We start from the raw sequence: 24646 nt of genomic DNA, 5'->3' as shown, positions 1-24646 counted from the left end.
TGCTACATATAGAAAAATATGATAAACTAAATGGCAGATAATAAAAAAGAGGACGAAAAGATGAAAAAAAGAACAAAAAGGTTTGCCGCGGCTGCAGCCGCAGTCCAGATGGCAGTGCTTACAAGCATAAGCGCTTTTCCATCCTACGCTTCCAATGGATATGAAAAATCAGCTACCTATTATTCTGACGATTGGGTGATTAATTTTTGGAACAGTGAAAGCAGCCGTATGGATGAAGAGTTGGCTCAAATAGCTGCAGATGGATTTAACAGTATTATTTTAGTAGTTCCGTGGAACGAATTTCAGCCGGATATGAATCCCTGCAGATATGAAGAGTATCCAATGGAAAAGTTTCACAAGGTGATGAACGCTGCCGGGCAGCATGGCCTGGATGTATATTTAAGAGTAGGCTATACATGGGATTATTCAGAAGGCGGAAACGGAACCCAAAGATACCAGGATCTGCTTTACGACGAAACTACAAAAGCTGCCTGGCTGGACTATGTAAAAACCATTTATGAGGCCGGGAAAGCTCACAGCAACTTTGCCGGAGGATTTCTTACCTGGGAGGATTTCTGGAATTTTGTATCTGCAGCCGGTTCTATGAAGGACACAGAGGAACGTATAAAAATGGCGGAGAAAATAGGATATCAGGCCTATGTTCAGCAGAAATGTACTTTGGAGGAGCTGCAGCAGCAGTACGGCGTGACAGTAGAATCATATGAGCGTCTGCCGCTGCCGGAGACAGGGGCTACAGACTTTCTCTTATTTTTCCAGTTTTATGATGATTTTCTCAATCAACTGCTGCTTCAGTCCCAGTCAGTATTTCCAAACCTTTCCATGGAGGTCCGCCTGGACGTAGACCCTATTTCTGCCCTGGGCGGAGGTTATATAGGCGCAGGACATGAGGTTACTTTCCCTTGTCAGAATGCAAGCTACACAGCCGCTATGTACAGCGTTACTATGGGCCAGGAAAGCAACACGGAAATCACAGCCGCTCAGGCTCTTTCTGCCATGGAGGCCAATTTGGCCAGAGCGGGAAGCTTTAACAATGGAAAGCCTTTTTATTTAGAGCAGCTTTTATTTACAGATAATACGCCTCAATTTGATTACAACGCCAAATTAATGGCAAATGAAATGGCAGGATTTATTACTGGCATGGAGCCTATTTTAAAAGCCAGAACTATGGGATACGGCATATGGGCCTACAGAAATTACGGAAGCAACGCTCTCTTTAATTCTCAGTTTGGTCTGGGGGAAAAAGGCTGGGACTTTTCAGAAGGCAGCAGCGTAGTAGAGCGGAACGGAATCAATATGGCAAGGCTGACTGCTAAAAGCAGCATCTCTCAAAATTTTGGAGGCAGATTAGGCAACAATGGAAGTGTAAAGGTCCGCTTTCATGGAGAAAGCAGCGAGCCTCGCCAAATCTGGGTGCATTTGGGAAGTGAAACGAAGTATGTAAATATAGACGGCAGCCAGGATTATTTTCTGGAGTTTGCCGGCAGAGATAATCAGATTACATTTTCAGCAGACGGCACAGTTTATGTGGACAATGTAAATGTTTACGATTTTGAAACCGACGGAAAGCTGTACAGCATGGAAGGCACAGAGCTGGAAATGATAGGGGCGGTCAGACAGCTGAACGGCTCTCTTTAAAGACCTGGCAAATGATTTTCATGTATGGCATGTAAGCGCCTGAAATACAGGCGTTAAGCGGTTATAACAATAAAAAAGTGAAATGAAGGGGAAATGACATGGTATTTGAAGAGTTCTCACAAATGGATGAGACAAAAAGAAAATATATAGTAAAAACAACAATGACAAAGGAGTTGTATGAATACGGCAACCGAGGATTTCAGAAAATCAATTTTAAAAGCGGAGGATGGAAAATCTGGGGACTTTTTGCAGTAGGAATTCCATTATCAGGGGCAGGCACATTTTTCGCAGGGGGAGCTGCCGGACGTGTTTACAGCTTTGTATTCGGAGTATTAATTATGATTTTTCTTCCCATGTTAGCAGTCCATCTGTGGGGCAGGTTTAACGCTCAGGGAAAATACAATAAAATTGTAAAGCAAATGGAAAATAATATAGATCAGGAATACGGATTTTTTGAAGATTATTGGACTGTAAAAAGATGGTACAGCGAAGAAATCTATTCTTATTCCAGCATGTCCTGTTTATTTGAACTGCCTAAAATGTTTATGATGATTACCAGCGAGGGAGTTATGTATTATTTTTGGAAAAATGAGATTTCCGCCGGCAGCTTCAGAGAATTCAGAGAATTTCTGGAGAAAAAAAGTAATGAAAAAGCACAGTTTGTAGCGATGAGGTGATAAAGTGGAGGCAAGATTCAGTACAGTTACAAAATATGATGAAGTATTATACAGAGAGCTTATGGAGAAAAAGAAAAGAAAGCTGGGATGGTTCAGACGATACTATATTACCATCAGCGAGCTGGCCCTTTTAACAGTATTTGTTATAAGAAGCGCAGTTTTAGAAGCAAGAGGTCAAACTCCGGGAGAAGGCTTAATGATAACCCTGGGAGTGGTGGCAGCGGTGATAGCGGCAGCTACCTTCTGGATTGAAAGAAAAAACGGTCCCCAAAGGGAGGACAGGGCAGTCAGAGCCAAGGTAAGAGCCATGGCCATCAGGTCCGGAAAGGCAGGGGAGAAGGAAGAGGTGTACTGGTTTGAGGACCACTGCATTATACAGACGGCTGACTACGCCGGAAAGTTCTGCTATACAGGCCTTAGAAGAATTGTGGAGGAAGAACATTACTATTTCCTGTATTTTGGAGGAGACAGATATATACCGGCTGATAAAAACGGATTCCGCACAGGCAGGCCGGAAAAGTTTCTCAAATTTGTTCAGTCTAAAATTTCCGAAAAAGGTTGATGGATACTTGACAAAGATTTCCTCTGTGTTATAATCAGACTGTAAATTTCATTAGAATAATGCATATACGTTGATGAGACCAGTAGGATATCAGGACCGTCCAGAGAGAAAGGCATGTGGTGGAAGTCTTTTACGAAAATGTTATCTGAAGACCAGCTCAGAGTGTCCCTTAATCGGGAACGGTGACGCCGTTATCGTCATAAATCAAGTGGTTTGAACGAATGTTCATTCAAAGCAGGGTGGAACCGCGATTGTATAATCGTCCCTCGCTATGCGAAAGCATGGCGGGGGATTTTTTGTTTCATAGGAAAGTACCCCCGGCAGGATGCACACTTTTTATGTAAAAGGAGAAAATAATATGAAAATTACACTGAAAGACGGCTCTGTAAAAGAGTATCAGCAGCCAATGTCTATTATCGACATTGCAAAGGACCTAAGCGAAGGCCTGGCCAGAGTGGCATGTGTAGGCGTAGTAGACGGGGAAACAGCAGATTTAAGAACTGTAATAGAGAAAGACTGCAGTCTGAACATCTGCACAGCCAATGATCCAGAGGGACTGGCAGCCCTGCGCCACACAGCCAGCCACGTAATGGCTCAGGCAGTAAAGCGTTTATTCCCAAATACAAAGCTGGCTATCGGACCTTCTATTGCAGATGGTTTTTACTATGATGTGGACCCGGAGAATCCTTTAACAGCAGAAGATCTGGAAAAGATTGAAGGGGAGATGAAAAAGATTGTAAAAGAGGCTCATCCGATTCAGCGCTTTACAAAGCCAAGACAAGAGGCTATTGCTTTTATGGAGGAAAAACAGGAGCCGTATAAAGTGGAACTGATTGAAGATCTGCCGGAGGATGCGGAAATCAGCTTTTACAGCCAAGGAGAATTTACAGATCTGTGCGCAGGCCCTCATTTAATGAACACAAAGGACTTAGGGAAGGCTTATAAGCTTACAAGCCTGGCTGGAGCTTACTGGAGAGGCAGCGAAAAAAACAAAATGCTTACGCGTATTTACGGAACAGCATTTGGCAAAAAGGCTGATCTGGAAGCTTACATTACTATGATGGAAGAAGCAAAGAAAAGAGATCACAGAAAGCTGGGCAGAGAATTAGGTCTGTTTATGATGCACGATGCAGGTCCTGGATTCCCATTTTTCCTTCCAAAGGGAATGGCTTTAAAAAATACATTGCTGGAATACTGGAGAGAAATTCACAAAAAAGCCGGCTATGTAGAGATTTCCACTCCGATTATTTTAAACAGAAGCCTTTGGGAAACATCAGGTCACTGGGATCACTATAAAGACAATATGTATACAACAGTCATTGACGGCGAGGATTATGCAGTAAAGCCAATGAACTGTCCTGGAGGAGTTTTAGTTTACGCCTCTGAACCTCGTTCCTACAGAGATCTTCCTCTCCGCATGGGAGAGCTGGGACTGGTTCACAGACATGAAAAGTCAGGACAGCTTCACGGCCTCATGCGTGTCCGCTGCTTTACACAGGACGACGCCCATATTTTTATGACTCCTGATCAAATCAAGGAAGAAATTATGGGAGTAGCCAGACTGATTAACGAAGTATATTCCCTGTTTGGATTTAAATACCATGTAGAGCTTTCCACAAGGCCAGAGGACAGTATGGGCAGCGATGAAGACTGGGAGATGGCTACAGAAGGTTTAAGAAGCGCTTTAGATGAATTAGGCTTAGATTATGTAGTAAACGAGGGAGACGGAGCCTTCTACGGCCCTAAAATTGACTTCCACCTGGTAGACGCTATTGGAAGAACATGGCAGTGCGGAACAATCCAGCTGGATTTCCAGCTTCCTCAGCGATTTGAATTGGAATATATGGGGGCAGACGGAGAGAAGCACAGACCTATTATGATTCACCGTGTTGCCTTTGGATCTATTGAAAGATTCCTGGGCATTTTAACAGAGCATTTTGCAGGAGCATTCCCAACATGGTTGGCCCCTGTGCAAGTAAAAATACTGCCTATTTCTGACAAGTATATTGATTATGCAGAGAAGGTGAAAAAGGCTTTGGAGGCAGAAAACATCCGCTGCGAAATCGACACACGTTCAGAAAAAATCGGTTATAAGATCCGCTCTGCACAGCTGGAGAAAATTCCTTATATGCTGGTAGCAGGACAGAAGGAAGAAGAGGAAGGCCTGGTGGCAGTAAGAAGCAGAAGCCAGGGAGATGAAGGACAGAAGGCATTGGCAGATTTTATTGCTGATATAAAGAAAGAAATTCAAACAAAGGAAATCCATTAATTAAATTGTCAATGTACAGGGCGCTGGAAAATAGCAGGGGAGATCAACCGGTTATTTTCCGGCGCTCTTGCTATTTGACAATATTTGTTGAAAAATATTCTCGCCTGTAATATAATTATCTGATAAAATATCTGCCTCAATGGGCTTTTGCCAGTGAAAGTCAGTGTACAGGAAAGGAAGAAAATATATGAAAAAATACCTGGTATGTGTAGATTCAGATGGATGTGCAATGGATACAATGGATTGTAAGCATAAGCTGTGCTTTGGACCAGAAATGGTAAAAGCCTGGGGGCTGGAAGCTTACAGAGAAGAAGTGTTAAAGCTTTGGAGCCAAATCAGTCTTTATTCAGAAACCAGAGGAATTAACAGGTTTCCCGGCCTGGAGCTGACTATGAAGGCCTGTATGGAGCGGGGGATTTTAGAAGAAGATATAAGCGACTTCAGCTTGTGGCTGAAGGAGTCTCCAAGCTTTTCCAACGCTGCTTTGGAGAAAAGAATAGAAGAAACAGGCAGTCCCTTATTAAAGAAAATTTTACAGTGGTCCTTATGCGTAAATGCCGCAATTAAGGCCTTGCCTGACAGCAGCCCTTTTAACGGGGTAAGGGAGACATTAGAATATATGTCCCAGTATGCAGATTTGGCGGTAGTGTCGTCTGCTAACAGGGAGGCTTTGGAGAGAGAATGGGGGCGCACTGGATTAATCAGCCTGGTAAAGGAGATTATGGCTCAAGACTGCGGTTCTAAATCTGTGTGTATCAGCCGGCTTTTAGAGCAGGGCTATGAAAAAGACTGCGTGCTGATGATTGGAGACGCGCCTGGAGACGGGAAAGCTGCAGACAAATGTGGAGTTTTGTTTTTCCCCGTAGTGATTCAGGAGGAAGAACAATCCTGGAAATGCTTAAAAGATCAGGCTTTCCAGCGTTTCTTAGACAGAACTTACAAAGGCGAATATGAGAAGGAGCAAAGACATAAATTTATGTCAGCATTAAAACAGAAGTAAAGCTTGTATAAAAAGGACAGAATTCTTATGGAAAAAACAAATGTATGCCGCCTGTTAGATCAGGCGGGGATTGAATATGAAGAAAAAGAATACGAAGTAGATGAAAATGATCTTTCAGGCTCCCATGCCGCTGATATTATGGGAGCGGACCATGACAGCGTCTACAAAACCTTAGTTTTAAAAGGAGAAAAAAACGGATATTTGGTGTGCTGTATTCCTGTAGATGAAGAGCTGGATTTAAAAAAGACAGCCAAGGCGGCAGGAGAGAAAAAGGTGGAGATGCTTCCTGTAAAGGACTTATTAAGTGTAACCGGTTATATTAGAGGAGGGTGTTCCCCTATAGGCATGAAAAAAAAGTTTCCTACTTATATAGAAGAAACTGCTGTGCTGTTTGAAAAAATTGCTGTCAGCGCCGGTATGCGAGGAAAACAAATTATTCTAAATCCTGAAGATTTAGCCAAATATGTGGGAGGGAAATTTGTACCTCTGACAAAAGAATAGATTTACATAAAAAAGAGCCGACAAAAAAGGCTCTTTTTTTTATGTTGTTATAGTTAACAAATATGTAATACTTTTGTAAAAATAAAATTGGCATACTGGACTAAAAATAGGAGAATAAATCAGCTATAATTAGAAAAGTTAACTAAATGAGAAAGAAAATCAAGGAAAGAAGTAAAAAATATATGACAAAATTGTAAAAACTCCATTGACTTTTTTTTACTTGCTCCCATATAATTACCAGCGTCACCCCAAAGAAACCAAAGACATGTGTGCAAAGAAAATTTGCGCGGCAGCTTTGGGACAAAGAAGAAAATAAGAAAAGAGGAGTATGTATGCTGACAATTTTTTCTTTTCTTCAGGGTATTTATCGTTTCATTAAAAAGATGGCAGTGACAGTGACGAAGAAAATGTATCGCACTGCAGCAGTTTTTGTTTCTATGGCAGCCGTAGTGACTGTAATTACATTAACGTCCAACGGATTTGGCACAGGAGGAAGAAGTGTTATATCTGCATATGCGGAAACGGTGCCTCAGTCTTTAGAGGAAGATGAGGGAGAAACAGCCCCGGAAGAAATGAACATGATTACAGAAGCAAAAATACGAGTTGAACTTACTGATTCAGATTCGCGGAGAGACGGACAGCTTTTTGCGGGAAGTATTTTAGAAAGAGATGTGCGCAAAAAACAGGCAATGGATGAGCTGATGAAGGCTCAGGCAGAAGAGACAAAGCTGGAGTTTGTGCGTCAGGAAGAAGAGAGAGCCAGACAGGAGGCAGAGGCCGCCAGACTGCAGGCGGAGGAAGAGGCACGAAAAAATGCGGCCAGAACGTCGCTTTCAGAGGAAGATTACAATGTACTTTTGAAAATTGTCCAGGCAGAAGCCGGAATTTGCGATGAAAAAGGCCGGATTTTAGTGGCGAACGTTATTCTGAATCGGGTGAGAAGCTCAGAGTTTCCAAACAGTGTAACAGCGGTTGTATATCAGCCGTCTCAATTTTCACCAGTTTCCAACGGAAACATTAACCGGGTAAAGGTTACAGAGGAGACAAAGCAGTGCGTAGACAGAGCGCTGGCAGGTGAGGATTATTCTCAGGGAGCTCTTTACTTTATGAATCGGGGAAGATCCCGGTCAGGAGCGGTTAAGTGGTTTGACAGTCGTCTCACTTATCTTTTTGAACATGACAGACATCAGTTTTACAGATAAAAAGATTCATGTACTTATGAAACAGGCAGCGGCGGTTTGTGGATATTATTTCCATAAGCCGCCGCTTTTTGTAGTATTTGTAGAAAATAAAAAGATTAAATGAAAATTTATTGAAGAAATTTTCAGGCATAATACAGCATATTGTATACAATGCTGTTTTTCAAGAACAAATTGTTGACATTTTTCATGCCTAATGCCATAATATAAGCGAATACTGATTAAAGAAGGAGGATTTATCCAATGGCAACTAAAGCTTATTATCCGCTGAATGAAATTGGTGCAGGCAAGCCAGGTTTTGCTAAAACCAGATCTATTATTGAAGCGGCTTTTTATGGCAACAACGTTGTAAAGGTTAACACATTAAAAGAGGCTTATAACTTAGCAAAGAACTCCCCAGGTACAGTTGTTACAGACATGCCTGTATACAGAGGCGAGGAGTTTGGTCTTGAGAAAGACGCAAAAGTTTTATTATTTAATGACGGCGCTATTACAGGACGTTACGCAGCAGCACGTCGTATTGCAGGCGAGCCAGGCGTAGATTGCGCAGCTTTGGACAAGGTAGCTATGGATGCTATTTATCAGTCCCGTTGGAAAAAAATGTACCACGCAGAGGTATATGTAGGACTGGATCCAGAGTTTATGGTAAAAGCTCACCTGTTAATTCCACAGGGTGAAGAGAATATTATGTACTCCTGGATGCTGAACTTCCAGTATATGTCTGATGAGTATGTAAAGATGTACAGAGATTCTAAGATGGTTGGCGATGGAAAAGAAGCAGATATTTATATCTTCTCTGATCCACAGTGGTTCCCAGCAGAGCGGCCAGGCGTTGATTACAGCTGTTTAAGCGATCCTCAGACTCTGTGCTATTTCAACACAGACCAGAACTGTGCTTGCATCCTTGGTATGAGATACTTTGGCGAGCATAAGAAAGGCACTCTGACAATGGCTTGGGCTATTGCAAACCGCAACGGTTATGCTTCCTGCCACGGCGGACAGAAAGAGTACACACTGGCTGACGGAAGTAAGTATGTTGCTTCTGTATACGGTCTGTCAGGCTCCGGAAAATCTACCTTAACACATGCAAAACACAATGGCAAATACGAGATCAAGGTTCTCCATGACGATGCTTTCATCATTAACACAGATACATGTGCATCTATCGCATTAGAGCCAACATATTTTGATAAGACACAGGATTATCCTGCTGGCTGCCCAGATAACAAGTTCCTTTTAACAGCTCAGAACTGCTCCGCTACATTAGATGAGGACGGAAAAGTTCAGCTGGTTACAGAAGATATCAGAAACGGCAACGGCCGTGCAATCAAGTCTAAATTATGGGCGCCAAACCGTGTGGACAAGATTGAAGAGCCAGTTAACGCTATTTTCTGGATTATGAAAGACCCAACAATTCCACCAGTAGTAAAACTGAAAGGCGCTTCCCTGGCATCTGTTATGGGCGCTACTCTGGCAACAAAGCGTTCTACAGCAGAGCGTCTTGCTCCAGGCGTAGATCCTAACAAGTTAGTAGTAGTTCCTTACGCTAACCCATTCAGAACTTATCCTCTGGCAAATGACTATGAGAAGTTCAAAAAGCTGGTTGAAGAGAAGAATGTAGATTGCTACATTATCAACACAGGCGACTTTATGGGCAAGAAGGTTCAGCCAAAAGATACATTAGGCATTCTGGAAGCAATCGTTGAGAAGAAGGCTGAGTTCAAACAGTGGGGACCATTCACTGATATTGAAATCTTCGATTGGGAAGGATTTGTTCCAGATATGAACGATTCTAACTACGTAGAGCAGCTGAAGGCTCGTATGAATGACCGTGTAAATGAGATCAAAGAATTTGGTGTTAAGAAAGACGGTTATGACAAACTGCCAGATGATGCTTTAGCAGCAATCCAGAAGGTTGTTGACGAATTAAAATAATTTGATAACCTTAGACGGCTGGTCGGAATTTTGACCAGCCGTTTTCCATATGTCAGTTTTCAGACAGTGGAAAAAGCTGGGGCAGATCAAGAAAGGAAATTTAGCTGTATGAAGAAATATATACTTTTTGACTTAGACGGAACTCTTACAGATCCTGAAGAGGGCATCACAAAATCAGTGGAATATGCTTTAAACAGCTTTGGAATTCAGGTGGAGGACAGACATAGCCTTACACCTTTTATTGGTCCTCCTTTAAAAGACAGCTTTATGAAGTTTTATGGATTTACAGAAGAAAAAGCTGCCCAGGGAATTGAAAAGTACAGGGAATATTATTCTGTTACCGGATGGCTGGAAAATCAAGTATATGACGGAATCAGTCAAATGTTAAGTGAGTTAAAGGAGGCAGGCTTTACCCTGCTTGTGGCTACTTCTAAGCCAGAAGTTTTCGCTAAAAGAATATTAGATCACATGGACTTGGCCAGGTATTTTTCCTTTATAGGAGGGGCGGATCTGGATGAAACCAGAGTGAAAAAGGGAGATGTAATCCAATATGTATTAGAAAACCAGAATATAAAAAATCCAGATGAGGCTGTTATGGTTGGAGACAGGGAGCATGACTGTATAGGAGCCGGAGAAAACCACATTAGCTGCATCGGGGTGCTTTACGGATTTGGAAGCAGGCAGGAGCTGTGTGCAGCAGGCGCAGCGGCTGTAGCTGAAAGTGTAGAGGATTTAAAGAATATTTTGCTTAAACAGTGAAAGGAAGAACAATGGAAGCTTATTCTGGATTTGCGGCAGTGTATGATTTATTTATGGACAATATTCCATATGAAGAGTGGTGCGATTATCTGACAGAGCTGTTGGTGGAATATGGCGTAAAAGAAGGGCTGGTGCTGGATTTAGGCTGCGGCACAGGGACGCTTACAGAGCTGTTAGCTGAAAACGGCTATGATATGATAGGAGTAGATGCATCTGAGGAGATGCTTGGGCTGGCTATGGAGAAAAAGGAAAGGTCAGGCCGGGATATTTTATATTTGCTTCAGGATATGCGGGAATTTGAGCTGTACGGCACAGTAAAAGCTGTGGTCAGCATTTGTGACTCTATAAATTATATATTAGATGATGAGGATTTGGTTCAGGTATTTTCTTTAGTGAATAATTATCTGGACCCAAAGGGCATTTTTATTTTTGATTTAAATACAGTTTATAAATATGAAAATTTGCTGGGGGATCATACTATTGCAGAGGATAGAGAAGAAAGCAGCTTTATCTGGGACAACTTTTACGATAAAGAGACTCAGATCAATGAATATGACCTGGCTTTATTTATAAAGGAAGATGACGGAAGATATTCAAAATATACAGAAACCCATTATCAAAGGGCTTATACTTTGGAAAAGATAAAGGAGTCTCTGGAGAAAGCAGGAATGAAGCTGGAGGCAGTTTACGGCGCATTTACAAAGGAAGAGCCAGGCAGTGACAGCGACAGAATCTATGTGATTGCCAGAGAACAGGGAAAAAATCTTTAGTGAGAAAGGGAGAAGACTTATGTCAGATTATATTATCCGCGCTACGGCCGCCGGCGGGCAGATCCGCGCGTTTGCAGCTACTACAAAAGATTTAGTAGAATATGCCAGAAGCGTTCACAATACCAGCCCGGTGGCTACGGCAGCCCTTGGCAGGCTTTTAACAGCAGGAGCTATGATGGGCGTTATGATGAAGGGAGAAAAGGATATACTTACCTTAAAAATACAGGGGGACGGCCCTATTGAGGGGCTGACGGTCACTGCAGATTCAGGGGGAAATGTAAAGGGATATGTGTTTAATCCTTCTGTGATGCTGCCTCCTAATGCCCAAGGGAAACTGGATGTAGGCGGAGCCCTAGGCGTGGGAGTGCTTAGTGTGATTAAGGATATAGGCCTGAAAGAGCCTTATGTGGGACAGACAATCCTGGTTACAGGGGAGATTGCAGAGGACTTAACTTATTATTATGCTACATCAGAGCAGACTCCGTCTTCTGTAGCCTTAGGCGTATTGATGAACCGGGACAATACAGTAAAACAGGCGGGAGGATTTATGATTCAGCTGCTTCCAGGCGCGTCGGAGGAGGCCATATCTGCTTTGGAGAAAAAGTTAGGTGAAATTCAGTCTGTTACTACTATGCTGGATAAGGGAAAAACTCCTGAAATGATATTAGAGTATATTTTAGGAGACTTTGGCCTGGAAATAAATGAAAAGCTGCCTGCAAATTTTTACTGCAACTGCACCAGAGAGAGGGTGGAGAAGGCCTTGATCAGCATTGGAGAAAAAGAAATTAAGGATATGATTCAGGATGGAAAACCTATTGAGGTGAATTGTCATTTCTGCAATAAGAACTATACATTTTCCATAGAAGATCTGAAAGGTTTTTTAAAGAATCAATAGATTAAATCACGGCGCAGCCTGTTATATGACTCATTCCAAAACCGGTATCCCCTTACGTTCCTCCACAATCCTGATTTTCGGTGAATGAGAGAGGATTATAGGATTGAAATGTATTAAACCGAAACTACAGAGGAATTAACGGGATTTCGGAGGAATCAATAGGACGGACTGTTAATCGGGACGGTAATGAGGTAAGAGTTGTTTATTGCTACTATACAAAACCTCTCTGGAACAGCCTGTTTATCGACTCTGATTTACAGGAATACAGCGAAAGTGGAAGCAGCACCGGGACAGATATGTATGGGGAAAATTATGGCGGTGTTGATTATGAATTTTTCAACGGGTTCTTTTTGAATTGCTAAAAATTAAATGCGTTGGTATAATAACTATAGATTGTAATGTAATGGTTGCTGTGTGACAGATAAGAAGAACGAATTTTCTTTAGTTCTTTTATGATGTTACAGTATTTTTTTAGTCGAGGAAAGCAAGCGGATACGGAAATGAGAAAGAAGATTTTAACGATTGCGGCAGCCGCGGCAATGGCGATGATGATGAGTGTGCCGACATTTGCACAGGACTGGCAGCAGAATGCGACGGGCTGGTGGTATCAGGAAGATGACGGCAGTTATCCCACAAATACAGGAAAATGGATTGATGACAATGGCGATGGGGCATATGAGTTTTATTATTTTGATGAAAACGGATATCTTTTAACGGATACAGAGGTACCGGGTAGACCTGTTCCTCCCGAAAGCCATTTTAATGCAAGAATTAATAAAGAAGGGCAATTAGAAATAGACGGGGAGGCATCAATAGCCTATATAGAGGATGACTTTGCTAGGGCAACGGGTATTGATAAAAATTTTGCTGACGAAACATATGATGAAAACGGGATTAGCCGTATAGCAATGGATATGCTTCTCCATAGCCGCGAAGAAAATACGAAATATGGCGAGATTGCTTGTGAAGGAAATACTGTAATATATAGTAACGGATTTAAAGTTGGTTATGAACAATCTATTTCTGACGATACACAGTCAGCCGCCCACCATATTGGAACCGTGGACCCTAAAGACGGAAAAAAATTGCTGAAATTCCACTATGCTTCAAACTACCCGACAGATAGAGTGAAAGATACAAAAGAAAAATCAGTTTTTGTGCAGGAGCTAGGGTTTTGTGTTTTGATGAACAATAGAAACCTTTCGTTTGATTCTATTTATTATTGTTTGGATTATGGAGATAATATATTAGGTGTAACTTGGTATTGCAGCGACAGAGTTTTGTTAGTTATCCAATCGAAAGCTGTTTTAAGAAAGTATATGTAATATTCTGGGAAGAATATGGAAGAAATAGAGGCTGGATTCAAAATAAGAACTCTTAGATTTCGTACAGCATATAGATATCGGTCAGATGAATATTTTGCACCAAAATATCGTCGCCAGGTGTTTTACAAGGATATTAAAGCAGATGTAGGGCAGATATTAGGAACACTATGTAGAAGAAAAGGGATAGAGATTATAGAAGCATCGTGTATGCCGGATCATATTCATATGCTGGTACGGATTCCCCCAAAATATTCAGTTATAAATATTGTAAAGAAAAAAGCTGCCAGCGCTAACTGACAGCTTTTTATCATAATCACGTATAACAATATAACTATTTCAAAATATAAAACAAAAATCTATATCCTTGAAAAAGGTACACTGGATAAATGATTATTCGTAGGGATTATAATTTGGTAACGTTAGTTGCCTGAGGTCCCTTAGCTCCGTTCACAACGTCGAATTCTACAGCTGCGCCTTCGTCCAGAGATTTAAAGCCTTCCATGTTCAGGCCTGAATAATGTACGAATACATCATTGCCATCCTCGTCGGAAATAAATCCGTAACCCTTTTGGTTGTTAAACCATTTTACTGTACCCTTGCTCATATGATACCTCCAAAAAATATAAAAAAAACGTTAAGCCGCAATCATTAGCAGCTTATTTAAGAATAGCATAGTTTTATAGCAGTGTCAAATCATTTCCGCGAATTACTTCATAATTTGACAAAGAGGAAAAAAGTTGTAAAATGAAAGATAGTTTTGCCGGCTTTCACTGGCAGCGCAGGTAGGAAAATATAAAAAACAGGCAGAGGTTAAAGGAAATATGAAGATTATAAATGCATGGAGGCATCTTAAAACAATTACAGAACACAAGATGCTGGTAATGAAAAATTGTTTTCGCATTGGACTTTACAGGCAGGGACTGCTTCACGATTTGTCCAAATACAGCTGGACAGAATTCCGCACAGGAGTTTTATATTATCAGGGGAATAAAAGTCCAAATGCAGCTGAAAAAGATGAGATGGGATATTCTGGGGCATGGCTTCACCATAAAGGACGGAATAAACACCATTTTGAATACTGGATTGACTTTGGGCCTAAGAAGGAGGAGGGGCTGATTGGAAATAAGATGCCTTTAAAATATGTGGCTGAAATGGTCATGGACAGAATTGCCGCCTCTAAGGTGTATAAGGGCAGGGATTATACAGACAGCTCTCCCTGGGAGTATTACAGCAGAACAAAGGATTATATTGTAATTCATCCCAGGACCAAGGCCCTTCTGGAGCATCTGCTTCTCATGCTGAAGGAGCAGGGAGAAGAAAGAACATTTGCATATATAAGAAAAATGCTGAAGCGAAAGGACTATTAAAAGCAGTGAATAAAAGCAGTGAAGCTGCGGGGTCTGAAAAGGAGGCTGATATGCCGCTTGTCTGCCCCGCAGTTTTCTCACTGCCAGATCAGGACATGCGGTGGAGTAAGGACTGGATATAGGCGTTTAAAGCCTTGGAATCCTGAAATAAACCATCTTTGTACTCTGCGTATGATATTTTAGATTTCCGGTCTGTTTTTAATTCAGGAGAGAATAATTGGCTGAACTGAGGCAAAAAACAGCCCTCCTTTTTGGCGTAGCAGGTAGCGGCGGTTGCCTGCTTTCTGGCGGCTTTGTCCACATATTCACCTACGCTTTTATGAACCGCAGTATCCTCATAGGGCAGATAGTAGTAATTTTTATAGTCTGAAAAGAAATGCTTTAAAATCCCCCGGTATAAGGGCACTTCTGCAGTTAATTTATTTTCTGCGGCGGAAAGGGAAAGGCCGGGCAAAAGCTCATCTTCCCTGTTAAATTCTACAGGGAGAAAAACAGGGCTTTCACATGTGAGAATTAAAAAATCTTCCTGGCCGCCGAAAATATCAGTGCGCACCTGGAGATGCTGATTTTCCAGCACAAAATCATTTTGCAGGAAATCACAGTAGCTGAGAATAGGAAGAATTTCCGGCATACCTTTTAAGTCATCTTCATTGTGAAGCATTAAAAGGCGGTATAAAAAGTCTTCATGGGTCATCAGGTAATCCTGATAAACCTGGATTAGCTGGCCTCCTGAGTATTTATCTGTTCTGAAAACTCCTAGAAATTGTTCAATGGCCTTTTGCTTCATACTTTCTAAACCAAGAAGGCGGCGGTAGGGCCGTATTTTTTTGTAAATATCCACACTGGCGACTTCTGAAAAATTGTAGGGAAGTCCAAAGGCGGAACAGCGCTTCAAAAGATAGGGAATATCGAAGCCGTCCCCGTTAAAGTGAATGAGAATTTTAAAATTCTTTAAAAAATGGAAAAAGGCGTGAAGCAGCTCCTCCTCTGCCCCTGCCTGATCTGCAAACCATTGAATCATCTGCCAGCCGGCTTTGTTATAGTAAACGCAGCCGATTAAATATAAATTAGAGGTCAGGCTGGAAAAGCCTGTCGTCTCAATATCAAAAAATAAAAGTTCATCCAGCTTTCCCAGCCTTTCTAAAGGGTATGTATAGGGAAAATCCAGTTTTTTCTCAATAGTAACCATATATATTTCCTCCTGAAAACAGTATAGCGAAGGAAAAAATGGAAGTCAACTGGAAACAGAATATTTGTTCGGTTTGTCTTGCAAAGGCTATAGCTCTATGATATGATAAAGCCAGCAAAAAGGAAAAGGAGAAAGAGTCAGTGATTTCCTATGTCAAAGGTATACTGGGTGAGATTTTAGAGCAGGAAATTGTAGTGGAAGCAGGAGGGATTGGTTACGGAATTCAGGTGCCGGTCACTGTTTTGGACAGGCTTCCAGGACTGGGAAAAGAAGTGAAGATTTATACATATATGCAGGTGAGAGAAGATGGCCTAAGTCTTTTCGGCTTTTTAAACAGGCAGGATCTGCTTATGTTTAGGCAGCTGATTGGAGTCAGCGGCATCGGGCCTAAGGGGGCTTTGGGCGTGCTTTCGGCCCTCAGCCCTGACACTTTGCGCATGGCGGTGCTGTCCGGGGATGCGAAGACGATTTCCAAGGCTCCCGGAGTGGGAAATAAGACGGCTCAGAGAATCATTCTGGATTTAAAGGACAAGGTAAAGGCAGAAGATATTTTGTCAGGCTTTGACAAAGAGGAGGAGGACAGCAGTTACTCTGATATGACTGCACAGTCTGGAAAAGAGGCGGTGGAGGCTCTGGTTGCCCTGGGATATTCAGGCACAGAGGCTGCAAAAGCAGTGAGAAGGGTAGAAATTTCAGAAGGCATGACGGCTGAGGATGTGCTCAGACAGTCATTAAAGTTTTTAGCATTTTAGGCGGGATATAGAATGGAACGAAGAGTGATTACCACAGATGTGACAACAGAAGAAGAAAAAAGAATAGAGGTAAATCTGCGCCCTCAGATGATGGAGGATTATATTGGCCAGGATAAGTTAAAATCTAATCTGCGGGTATTTATTGACGCGGCCAGAACCAGGAAGGAGCCTTTAGACCATGTGCTTCTTTACGGCCCTCCAGGGCTGGGAAAGACTACCTTATCCTGTATTATTGCCAATGAAATGGGCGTGAATTTAAAGGTTACCTCTGGCCCGGCTATTGAAAAGCCGGGAGACATGGCTGCCATTTTAAGCGGTCTTCAGGAGGGGGATGTGCTGTTTGTAGATGAGATTCACCGCCTTACAAGGCAGGTGGAGGAGGTGCTGTACCCTGCTATGGAGGACTTTGCCATTGATATAATGTTGGGAAAGGAATCCTCGGCCAGGTCCATTCGGCTGGAGCTTCCTCACTTTACTTTGGTAGGCGCCACCACAAGGGCCGGTCTTTTAACAGAGCCTTTAAGAGCCAGATTTGGGGTGATACAAAAAATGGACTTTTATACCCCTTCAGATCTGGAAAAAATTGTGCTTCGCTCTGCCAGAGCATTAGAGGTGGAGATTGAGCAGGAGGGAGCCGTGGAGATTGCCAGACGGTCCAGAGGCACGCCAAGGCTTGCCAACAGGCTGTTAAAAAGAGTGAGGGATTTTGCTCAGGTAAAATACGACGGCAGAATCACAAAAGAGGTGGCGGATTTCGCCCTGGATATATTGGATGTAGATAAGTTAGGGCTGGACAATAACGACAGAAGCATTTTGCTTACAATTATACAGAAGTTTTCCGGAGGACCAGTAGGATTAGACACTTTGGCAGCCGCTTTAGGGGAGGACTCAGGCACCTTAGAGGAGGTGTACGAGCCTTATTTAATTATGAACGGCCTGTTAAACAGAACGCCCAGAGGCAGAATGGCTACAGAACTGGCATATCATCATCTGGGGCTTTCTTAAAAAAAGAAAATGGCTATATACAATATATAGAAAATCGTGCAGAATCATGTAGAAGTCCAATGAGAACTATGGTATAATATTTTCGATATTATGCCAGCGCCGGCTGGGCGCCATAAAAATAGATACAGTGGAGATAGGGATATGGATTCCAAAAATTATACAGAAGTGCTGATAGACGGCAGAATATATACTTTAGGCGGGGCGGAGGACGAGTCTTACCTTCAGCGGGTCGCCAGCTATATTAATGAAAAGCATTCTCAGCTGAAAAAAAGAGACGGATTTTTAAAGCAAAGCGGAGATTATCAAAGCGTAATGGTAGAGCTGAATATTGCTGACGATTACTTTAAGGCAAAAGAAGAAGTGGATAAGCTGAAGGAACAGAAAAACGAGCTGGAAAAGGAAGCTTACAGTCTGCGCCATGAGCTAGTTACAACACAGATGAAGCTGGAAAAGGCTCTTCGCCAGCAGGAAGAGGCGGAAAAGAAGAAAGGGTAAAAAAGGGCTGATGTTTGCATCAGCTTTTTACATTTAAGAGAACGTGTGGGGAAAGAGAGGAATCAGGTGAAAAGAGAACAAACAGAAATATTGGCTCCTGCCGGCTCCTACGAAAGCATGACGGCGGCAGTGGCAGCCGGAGCAGATGCAGTTTACATCGGGGGAAGCCGGTTTGGGGCCAGAGCCTATGCTGATAATCTGGATGAAGAGAAGCTGCTTTCCGCCATTGATTATGTTCATCTTCATGGCAGGAAAATTTATATGACTGTAAACACTTTAATGAAAGAGCAGGAGATGGAGCAGCTTTATCAGTATATAAAGCCTTACTATATGCAGGGTTTGGACGCTGCCATTGTTCAGGATTTAGGTGTTTTTAAATTTTTAAAAGAAAATTTTCCTAACCTGCCTCTTCACGCCAGCACCCAAATGACCATTACAGGCGTGTACGGAGCTAAATTGCTGGCGGAAATGGGAGCTTCCAGGATCGTCACGGCCAGAGAGCTGTCATTGGAAGAAATCAGAGAGATACATTGTCAGGTAGATGTGGAGATTGAAAGCTTTGTCCATGGAGCTTTGTGCTACTGTTATTCAGGCCAGTGCCTTTACAGCAGTATGCTGGGCGGCAGAAGCGGAAACAGAGGCAGATGCGCTCAGCCCTGCAGACTGCCTTATGACATAAAAAGAGGAAGTCAGACATTAAATAAAAAAGATCAGCAGCATGTAATGAGCTTGAAAGACCTTTGCACTTTAGATCTGATTCCTGATATGATAGAGGCCGGCATTTATTCCATGAAAATAGAAGGCAGAATGAAAAGCCCCAGATACACTGCAGGAGTAGTGAGTGTATATAAAAAGTACAGGGATCTGTATTTGGAAAAGGGGCGAAAGGGGTATAAGGTTCAAAAAAGCGACAGGGAGATGCTTCTGGATTTATTTGACAGAGGAGGATTTACTGAGGGATATTACACCCAGCACAACGGAAAAGCTATGGTGGCAGTAAAACAGAAGCCGGCTTTCAGGGAAGGAAACAAGGAGCTGTTTCAGATGCTGGATGATAAATATGTAAAATCAGAAATACAGGAGGAAGTGTCCGGCGCCGTATATATAAAGGAGGGAGAGGCCGGGAAGTTATGTCTGAACCTGAAAGATATTCATATTACGGTTTTTGGCGCCCCTCCATTGAAAGCCTTAAATCAGCCTTTAACGGCAGAAAAGCTGGAAAAACAAATATGTAAAACAGGAGGCACTCCCTTTAAGCTGAAAGATTTGGAGACTGTCATAGAGGGAGATTTATTTATGCCGGTGCAGGCTTTAAATGAGCTAAGGCGCAGCGGATTCCAGGCTTTAGAGGCTGCCGTCACAGGCCGGCACAGAAGAGAGGAAGCAGGAGTATCAGAGGAGCAGAAAGAAAAAGAGAAAAAGAAAGAGAAAGAGGGGGAGAAGCTGCCGGAAAAAGAGGAAGCTTTTGTTTCTCCTCTTATGACAGCCAGCATTGAAGATGAAAAAGCCGCGGAGATTTTAACTGAAATTCCGGAGATTTTCAGAATTTATATAAATTCAGAGACAATTGGATGGGAAAAGTGGAAAAAAATAGGGCGGCAGTGCAGAGAGAAGAAAAAGCAGTGCTATTTAATGATGCCTCAAATTTTCCGCACACAGGCCAGGAACTATTTTGAAGAGCACGAAAAGGAGCTGCTTGAGGCAGGCTTTGACGGTCTTCTTCTAAGATCTATGGAAGAAATCACATTTGTAAAAGAAAAAGGCTGGAAGCTGCCTTATTCTCTGGACGCCAATTTGTATGTCTGCAACGGTTGCGCAGAAAGGCAGATGATGGAATTGGGAGCAGATACGCTGACTTTGCCTTTTGAATTAAACAGCAGGGAGCTGGAGCAGTTAGGCTGCAGTGAAAAGGAAATGGTAGTATATGGCAGACTGCCGCTTATGGTTTCTGCCCAGTGTCTGAAAAAGACTGCTGAGGGCTGCGACAAAAAGCCGGAGGTGCTGTATATGAAAGACAGGCTGGGGAAAGAATTTCCTGTAAGGAACTGCTGCAGATTTTGTTACAATACAATTTATAATACTACTCCTTTATCCTTGCTGGGAGAGGAAAAATTAATAAAAAGGCTTTCTCCTAAATATTTAAGGCTTCAGTTTACAACAGAAGACAGGGAGGAGATCAGGCGGCTGGCTGTTAGCTTTACAGACAGTTTTATAAAGGATATGAAAGCGCAGCGGCCCTTAAAGGATTTTACAAGAGGTCACTGGAAGCGTGGAGTAGAGTAAAGTAGGTGAAGAATTGTCATTTTTAATAATTGAAATCTCAAAATATATGATGATATTTCTGATGATTTTATATGCGCTGCTGAATTTCCGGTATTTTGGAATGAAGGAGGATACAGGGAGAAACAGGCTTTGTCTAGGCCAGAATTTCTTAATGTTTTTCATCCATTTCCTAGGCTATTTAACCTTATATCTGACTTTGGAGGATGAAAAGATTCTGGCGTTTTATTGGGCTCAAGTATTGTTTTTCCTGCTGTATTTAGGTATATCCAGATTAATTTACAAAAATATATCCAGGCTTCTTCTAAACAATATGTGTATGCTTTTAAGCATAGGCTTTCTTATGCTGTCCAGACTTTCAACGGACAAGGCGGGAAAGCAATTTGTAATTGTAGTGGTTTCAGCGGTGATTACTCTGATTATTCCCTTTATTATTGACAGGGTGTGGCAGCTGTCTAAAATCCCCTGGGTTTACGGGGGAGCAGGACTTTTCCTTTTGCTGGTAGTATGTGTAAGAGGAATTACAAGCTATGGGGCCCAGCTGTCTATTACAGTGGGAGGAATTGGCTTTCAGCCTTCTGAATTTGTAAAAATCAGCTTTGTATTTTTTGTAGCCACTATGTTTTACAGAGGGACAAATTTTTCAAATGTAGCCGTGACTACAATAGCTGCAGCAGTCCATGTGCTGATTTTAGTGGCCTCTAAGGATTTGGGAAGCGCATTATTGTTTTTTGCCACTTATTTATTTATGCTGTTTGTAGCTACCTCCAATTGGCTGTATTTGCTGACGGGAGTGGGGGCAGGCGGAGCCGCCTCTGTAATCGCCTATTATTTATTTGATCACGTAAAGGTGAGAGTGACGGCCTGGATAGACCCCTGGTCAGATGTGGGAAATAAAGGATATCAGATCGCCCAGTCCTTGTTTGCCATTGGAACAGGGGGATGGTTCGGCATGGGACTTTGTCAGGGACTGCCTGATAAAATTCCGGTGGTGGAAAAGGATTTTATGTTTTCAGCTATATCAGAGGAGCTGGGAGGAATCTTTGCCATATGTCTGATTCTTATTTATTTAGGGTGTTTTCTCCAGTTTATGATGCTGGCAGCAAAGATGAAGGCTGTATTTTACAAGCTGATTGCAGCAGGCTTAGGCTGTCTGTTTATTGTTCAGGTGCTTCTGACTGTAGGAGGAGCCACTAAATTTATTCCTATGACAGGGGTTACTATGCCTTTTGTCAGCTACGGAGGAAGTTCAGTATTCAGCACGTTTATTTTATTCGGAGTAGTTCAGGGATTATATATCCTGAAGAAAAATGAAGAGGAAGAGAATGAAAAAAACTAATCCTAATCAAAAATCAAATAGAAGTATTCTGTGTATGACATATTTTATTGTGGGAATTTTTGTGTGTCTGATTGTATATTTAGGATACTTTATGCAGTTTGAAAGGGAATCTGTTATCAACAACCCATATAACGGCAGAATCAGCTTATTTTCCGACAAGGTGGTAAGAGGAAAAATTCTGGCTGCAGACGGAACTGTGCTGGCGGACACTGGGGAAGACGAATTTGGAGACGAAAAAAGAGAGTATCCAATGGGACAGATTTTTGCCCATGCAGTAGGGTATTTAGATAAAGGAAAAACAGGCTTGGAAGCTCAGGTTAATTTTTACCTTCTCAGCTCCCACATAAATTTGCTGCAGCAAATAGGCAATGATCTGGCAGGGGAGAAAAATCCTGGGGACAGTGTGATCACTACCTTAGATGCAGGGCTTCAAAAGGCTGCCTATGATCTTTTAGGAGACAGGAAGGGAGCTGTAGTTGTGATGGAGCCGGGAACAGGGAAAATCCTAGCAATGGTTTCCAGACCGGCCTTTGATCCTAACACTTTAGATGAGGAGTGGGAGGCGCTTACCGGGGAAGATGAAAATGCCAAAAGTCAGGCCAAGCTGTTAAACAGGGCCTCCCAGGGACTTTATCCTCCTGGCTCTACCTTTAAAATTATTACAGCCTTAGAATATATCAGGGAACATCCCCAGGACTACGAAAACTTTACATTTGACTGTACCGGGTATTATCAGGAAGGAGAATACGCTATTCAGTGTTATCACGGGACGGCTCACGGACATCAGAATCTGCAGCAGGCCTTTGCAAATTCCTGCAACGGCGCCTTTGCCTATTTAGGTTTATCATTAGACAAGGGGAGGCTGAAGTCACTGGCTGAGGAGATGCTTTTTAACAATGAGCTTCCTGTGTCTTTAACCTACAGCAAAAGCTCTTACCAGATGGAGGAGACGGCAGATGTGTGGGAAACTCTTCAAACCTCTATCGGGCAGGGGAAAACCCAGATTACCCCTCTTCACAACGGAATGATCGCCGCTGCCATCGCCAACGGAGGAACCTTAATGAAGCCTTATATGGTGGACAGAGTAGAAAACGTTGCGGGAGATACAGTAAAGAAGTATATGCCGGAGGCCTACGGCCCCTTAATGAGCGCTAATGAGGCAGAAACCTTAACAGAATTTATGAAAGAGGTAGTTAATTCAGGAACTGCCTCGGCTTTGAGAACAGAGGCATACACTGTGGCAGGGAAAACGGGGTCCGCTGAATTTGACAAAAACAAGGAAACTCACGGCTGGTTTGTGGGTTTCGCACCGGCTGAAAATCCGGAGATTGTAGTAAGCGTTTTGGTGGAGGAAAGCGGTTCCGGCGGCAGGACGGCTGCGCCTATAGCCAGAGGAATATTTGATACTTATTTTTCAAGATAAAAGGAGGAGACCTGTGTTTAAGGCAAGAGAATACGTTAAAGCAGAAAGTCTGGAGCAGGCCTGGCAGCTGAACCAGAAAAAAAGCAGCGTCATTGTAGGCGGCATGATGTGGCTGAAAATGACTAATTTGACAAAGGGAACTATAGTGGATTTGTCAGGACTGGGATTAGACAATATTGAGGAAAGTGAGGAGGAGTTTTTCATTGGCTGTATGTGCAGTTTAAGACAACTGGAGCTTCATCAGGGACTGAACCAATGTTTTGGCAATATATTTAAAGAATGTACCAGACATATTGTGGGAGTACAGTTTAGAAACGGAGCCACCGTAGGAGGCAGCATTTTCGGCAGATATGGATTTTCTGATATTCTGACCTGCTTTATGGCTTTGGACGCAAAAGTAGAGCTGTATAAGGGGGGGATTGTAGACTTAGCTGAATTTGCTAAAATGCCTTATGATAAAGACGTGCTTGTAGGAATCAGGATTAAAAAAGACAAAAGAAAAGCAGCTTATATTACACAGCGCAGGTCCAGCACAGATTTTCCCTTGATAGCCTGCTGCGTAGGAAAGCTTCAGAATAAGTGGTACGTCAGTATAGGCGCAAGACCTGGCAAGGCCTGTCTTGTAATATTAGACCAGGGAGAATGTTCTGATACTTTAGAGCTGGCGAAAAAGGCTGCGGGGCAGATGATATACGGAGATAATGTCCGGGGAAGCGGAGCTTATCGAAAAGACCTGGCTGTTATATATACAGACAGATTAATGAAGCAGCTGGAAGGGGTGGAATAAAATGGAGCTTCAATTTACCTTAAACGGGAAGAAAATTAATACTCAGATTTCTCCGGACCAAATACTGTTAGAGCTGGTAAGGGAATTAGGCTGCTACAGTGTGAAAAGAGGCTGCGATACTTCAAACTGCGGTTTGTGCACAGTTTTAGTGGACAGTAAGCCGGTGCTTTCTTGCTCCACCTTAGCTGCCAGAGTACAGGGGAAAACAGTAACTACAATGGAAGGTCTTCAGGAGGAAGCTGGAAAAATCGGCGCTTTTTTGGCCGGAGAGGGAGCGGAGCAGTGCGGCTTCTGCAGTCCTGGTCTGATTATGAACATACTGGCTATGGAAAAAGAGCTGAACCACCCTGGAATGGAAGAAATTAAAGAGTATTTATCAGGAAATCTGTGCCGATGCACCGGCTATATGGGCCAGCTGCGGGCGATTGAAAAATATTTAGCCAGAGAAGGAGGCAGGTAAT

Annotated in this window: 23 protein-coding genes and 1 pseudogene; 22 read left to right on the top strand and 2 right to left on the bottom strand. The window is 42.6% G+C overall.

Annotated elements, in window-relative coordinates; all coding sequences use genetic code 11:
* Positions 1-60: 60 nt before the first annotated feature.
* The 13 genes and pseudogenes from C1A07_RS02055 to tnpA all read left to right on the top strand — a co-directional run.
* Entirely contained in the window at positions 61-1656 is a 1596-nt protein-coding gene (locus C1A07_RS02055) for a glycoside hydrolase family 5 protein (RefSeq protein WP_145996027.1), read from the top strand.
* A gap of 98 nt (positions 1657-1754) precedes the next feature.
* Positions 1755-2333 (top strand): YcxB family protein, encoded by a 579-nt coding sequence (locus tag C1A07_RS02050; RefSeq protein WP_101875630.1) that lies wholly within the window; start codon positions 1755-1757, stop codon positions 2331-2333.
* Positions 2334-2337: 4 nt separating this feature from the next.
* Entirely contained in the window at positions 2338-2895 is a 558-nt protein-coding gene (locus C1A07_RS02045) for a YcxB family protein (protein ID WP_101875629.1), read from the top strand.
* Positions 2896-3253: 358 nt separating this feature from the next.
* Complete coding sequence (gene thrS, locus C1A07_RS02040) at positions 3254-5164, top strand: threonine--tRNA ligase (protein ID WP_101877999.1); 1911 nt, start codon at positions 3254-3256, stop codon at positions 5162-5164.
* Positions 5165-5351: 187 nt separating this feature from the next.
* Positions 5352-6164 carry an HAD family hydrolase gene (locus C1A07_RS02035; protein WP_101875628.1) on the top strand — a complete coding sequence of 271 codons (813 nt, stop codon included), beginning with the start codon at positions 5352-5354 and terminating at the stop codon, positions 6162-6164.
* A 27-nt stretch (positions 6165-6191) separates the two neighbouring features.
* Complete coding sequence (ybaK, locus tag C1A07_RS02030; RefSeq protein WP_101877998.1) at positions 6192-6665, top strand: Cys-tRNA(Pro) deacylase; 474 nt, start codon at positions 6192-6194, stop codon at positions 6663-6665.
* Positions 6666-6997: 332 nt separating this feature from the next.
* Positions 6998-7867: a cell wall hydrolase gene (locus C1A07_RS02025; protein WP_101875627.1), complete on the top strand. Its 870-nt coding sequence runs from the start codon at positions 6998-7000 to the stop codon at positions 7865-7867.
* A 240-nt stretch (positions 7868-8107) separates the two neighbouring features.
* On the top strand, positions 8108-9799 hold the full coding sequence (locus tag C1A07_RS02020; RefSeq protein WP_101875626.1) for a phosphoenolpyruvate carboxykinase (ATP): 1692 nt from the start codon (positions 8108-8110) through the stop codon (positions 9797-9799).
* Between the two features lie 108 nt (positions 9800-9907).
* Positions 9908-10558 carry an HAD family hydrolase gene (locus C1A07_RS02015; protein ID WP_101875625.1) on the top strand — a complete coding sequence of 217 codons (651 nt, stop codon included), beginning with the start codon at positions 9908-9910 and terminating at the stop codon, positions 10556-10558.
* Positions 10559-10569: 11 nt separating this feature from the next.
* A complete protein-coding gene (locus C1A07_RS02010) occupies positions 10570-11328 on the top strand; it encodes a class I SAM-dependent DNA methyltransferase (RefSeq protein ID WP_101875624.1) in 759 nt (252 codons plus the stop codon).
* Between the two features lie 19 nt (positions 11329-11347).
* Positions 11348-12223, top strand: a complete 876-nt coding sequence (hslO, locus tag C1A07_RS02005; RefSeq protein WP_101875623.1) for an Hsp33 family molecular chaperone HslO — start codon at positions 11348-11350, stop codon at positions 12221-12223.
* A gap of 500 nt (positions 12224-12723) precedes the next feature.
* The gene (locus tag C1A07_RS02000; protein ID WP_145996026.1) at positions 12724-13548 is read left to right on the top strand and encodes a hypothetical protein; all 825 of its coding nucleotides are present in this window, start codon (positions 12724-12726) and stop codon (positions 13546-13548) included.
* A gap of 42 nt (positions 13549-13590) precedes the next feature.
* Positions 13591-13818: pseudogene (gene tnpA / locus C1A07_RS01995) on the top strand (IS200/IS605 family transposase); the annotation flags it as partial.
* A gap of 133 nt (positions 13819-13951) precedes the next feature.
* On the opposite strand, the gene C1A07_RS01990 reads toward tnpA, so the two are convergent.
* Positions 13952-14152 carry a cold-shock protein gene (locus C1A07_RS01990; RefSeq protein WP_101875621.1) on the bottom strand — a complete coding sequence of 67 codons (201 nt, stop codon included), beginning with the start codon at positions 14150-14152 and terminating at the stop codon, positions 13952-13954.
* A gap of 217 nt (positions 14153-14369) precedes the next feature.
* Between C1A07_RS01990 and C1A07_RS01985 the strand changes: the two genes are divergently transcribed.
* On the top strand, positions 14370-14915 hold the full coding sequence (locus tag C1A07_RS01985; protein WP_101875620.1) for a DUF5662 family protein: 546 nt from the start codon (positions 14370-14372) through the stop codon (positions 14913-14915).
* A gap of 88 nt (positions 14916-15003) precedes the next feature.
* Here C1A07_RS01985 and C1A07_RS01980 read toward each other — a convergent pair whose 3' ends face one another.
* Positions 15004-16104: a ribonuclease H-like domain-containing protein gene (locus C1A07_RS01980; RefSeq protein WP_101875619.1), complete on the bottom strand. Its 1101-nt coding sequence runs from the start codon at positions 16102-16104 to the stop codon at positions 15004-15006.
* Positions 16105-16244: 140 nt separating this feature from the next.
* On the opposite strand from C1A07_RS01980, the gene ruvA reads away from it, so the two are divergent.
* From ruvA to C1A07_RS01940, 8 genes are all read left to right on the top strand, one after another.
* Entirely contained in the window at positions 16245-16856 is a 612-nt protein-coding gene (gene ruvA / locus C1A07_RS01975; protein ID WP_101875618.1) for a Holliday junction branch migration protein RuvA, read from the top strand.
* A gap of 12 nt (positions 16857-16868) precedes the next feature.
* The gene (ruvB, locus tag C1A07_RS01970) at positions 16869-17861 is read left to right on the top strand and encodes a Holliday junction branch migration DNA helicase RuvB (protein WP_101875617.1); all 993 of its coding nucleotides are present in this window, start codon (positions 16869-16871) and stop codon (positions 17859-17861) included.
* A gap of 141 nt (positions 17862-18002) precedes the next feature.
* Positions 18003-18356 carry a cell division protein ZapA gene (locus C1A07_RS01965; protein ID WP_101875616.1) on the top strand — a complete coding sequence of 118 codons (354 nt, stop codon included), beginning with the start codon at positions 18003-18005 and terminating at the stop codon, positions 18354-18356.
* A 66-nt stretch (positions 18357-18422) separates the two neighbouring features.
* Entirely contained in the window at positions 18423-20639 is a 2217-nt protein-coding gene (locus C1A07_RS01960) for a U32 family peptidase (protein ID WP_180952154.1), read from the top strand.
* 13 nt (positions 20640-20652) lie between these two features.
* The gene (locus C1A07_RS01955) at positions 20653-21975 is read left to right on the top strand and encodes an FtsW/RodA/SpoVE family cell cycle protein (protein WP_101875615.1); all 1323 of its coding nucleotides are present in this window, start codon (positions 20653-20655) and stop codon (positions 21973-21975) included.
* Positions 21947-23398: a peptidoglycan D,D-transpeptidase FtsI family protein gene (locus C1A07_RS01950; RefSeq protein WP_408609814.1), complete on the top strand. Its 1452-nt coding sequence runs from the start codon at positions 21947-21949 to the stop codon at positions 23396-23398. Before C1A07_RS01955 ends, C1A07_RS01950 begins: the two co-directional genes overlap by 29 nt.
* 13 nt (positions 23399-23411) lie before the next feature.
* Positions 23412-24185, top strand: coding sequence for an FAD binding domain-containing protein (locus C1A07_RS01945; protein WP_101875613.1), 774 nt, complete (start codon positions 23412-23414; stop codon positions 24183-24185).
* A gap of 1 nt (position 24186) precedes the next feature.
* Entirely contained in the window at positions 24187-24645 is a 459-nt protein-coding gene (locus C1A07_RS01940) for a (2Fe-2S)-binding protein (RefSeq protein ID WP_101875612.1), read from the top strand.
* Position 24646: the final 1 nt, after the last annotated feature.

The organism is Lachnoclostridium edouardi, from assembly GCF_900240245.1.
Lineage (GTDB): Bacteria > Bacillota > Clostridia > Lachnospirales > Lachnospiraceae > Lachnoclostridium_A > Lachnoclostridium_A edouardi.
This window is presented reverse-complemented; position numbering and strand designations above follow the sequence as displayed.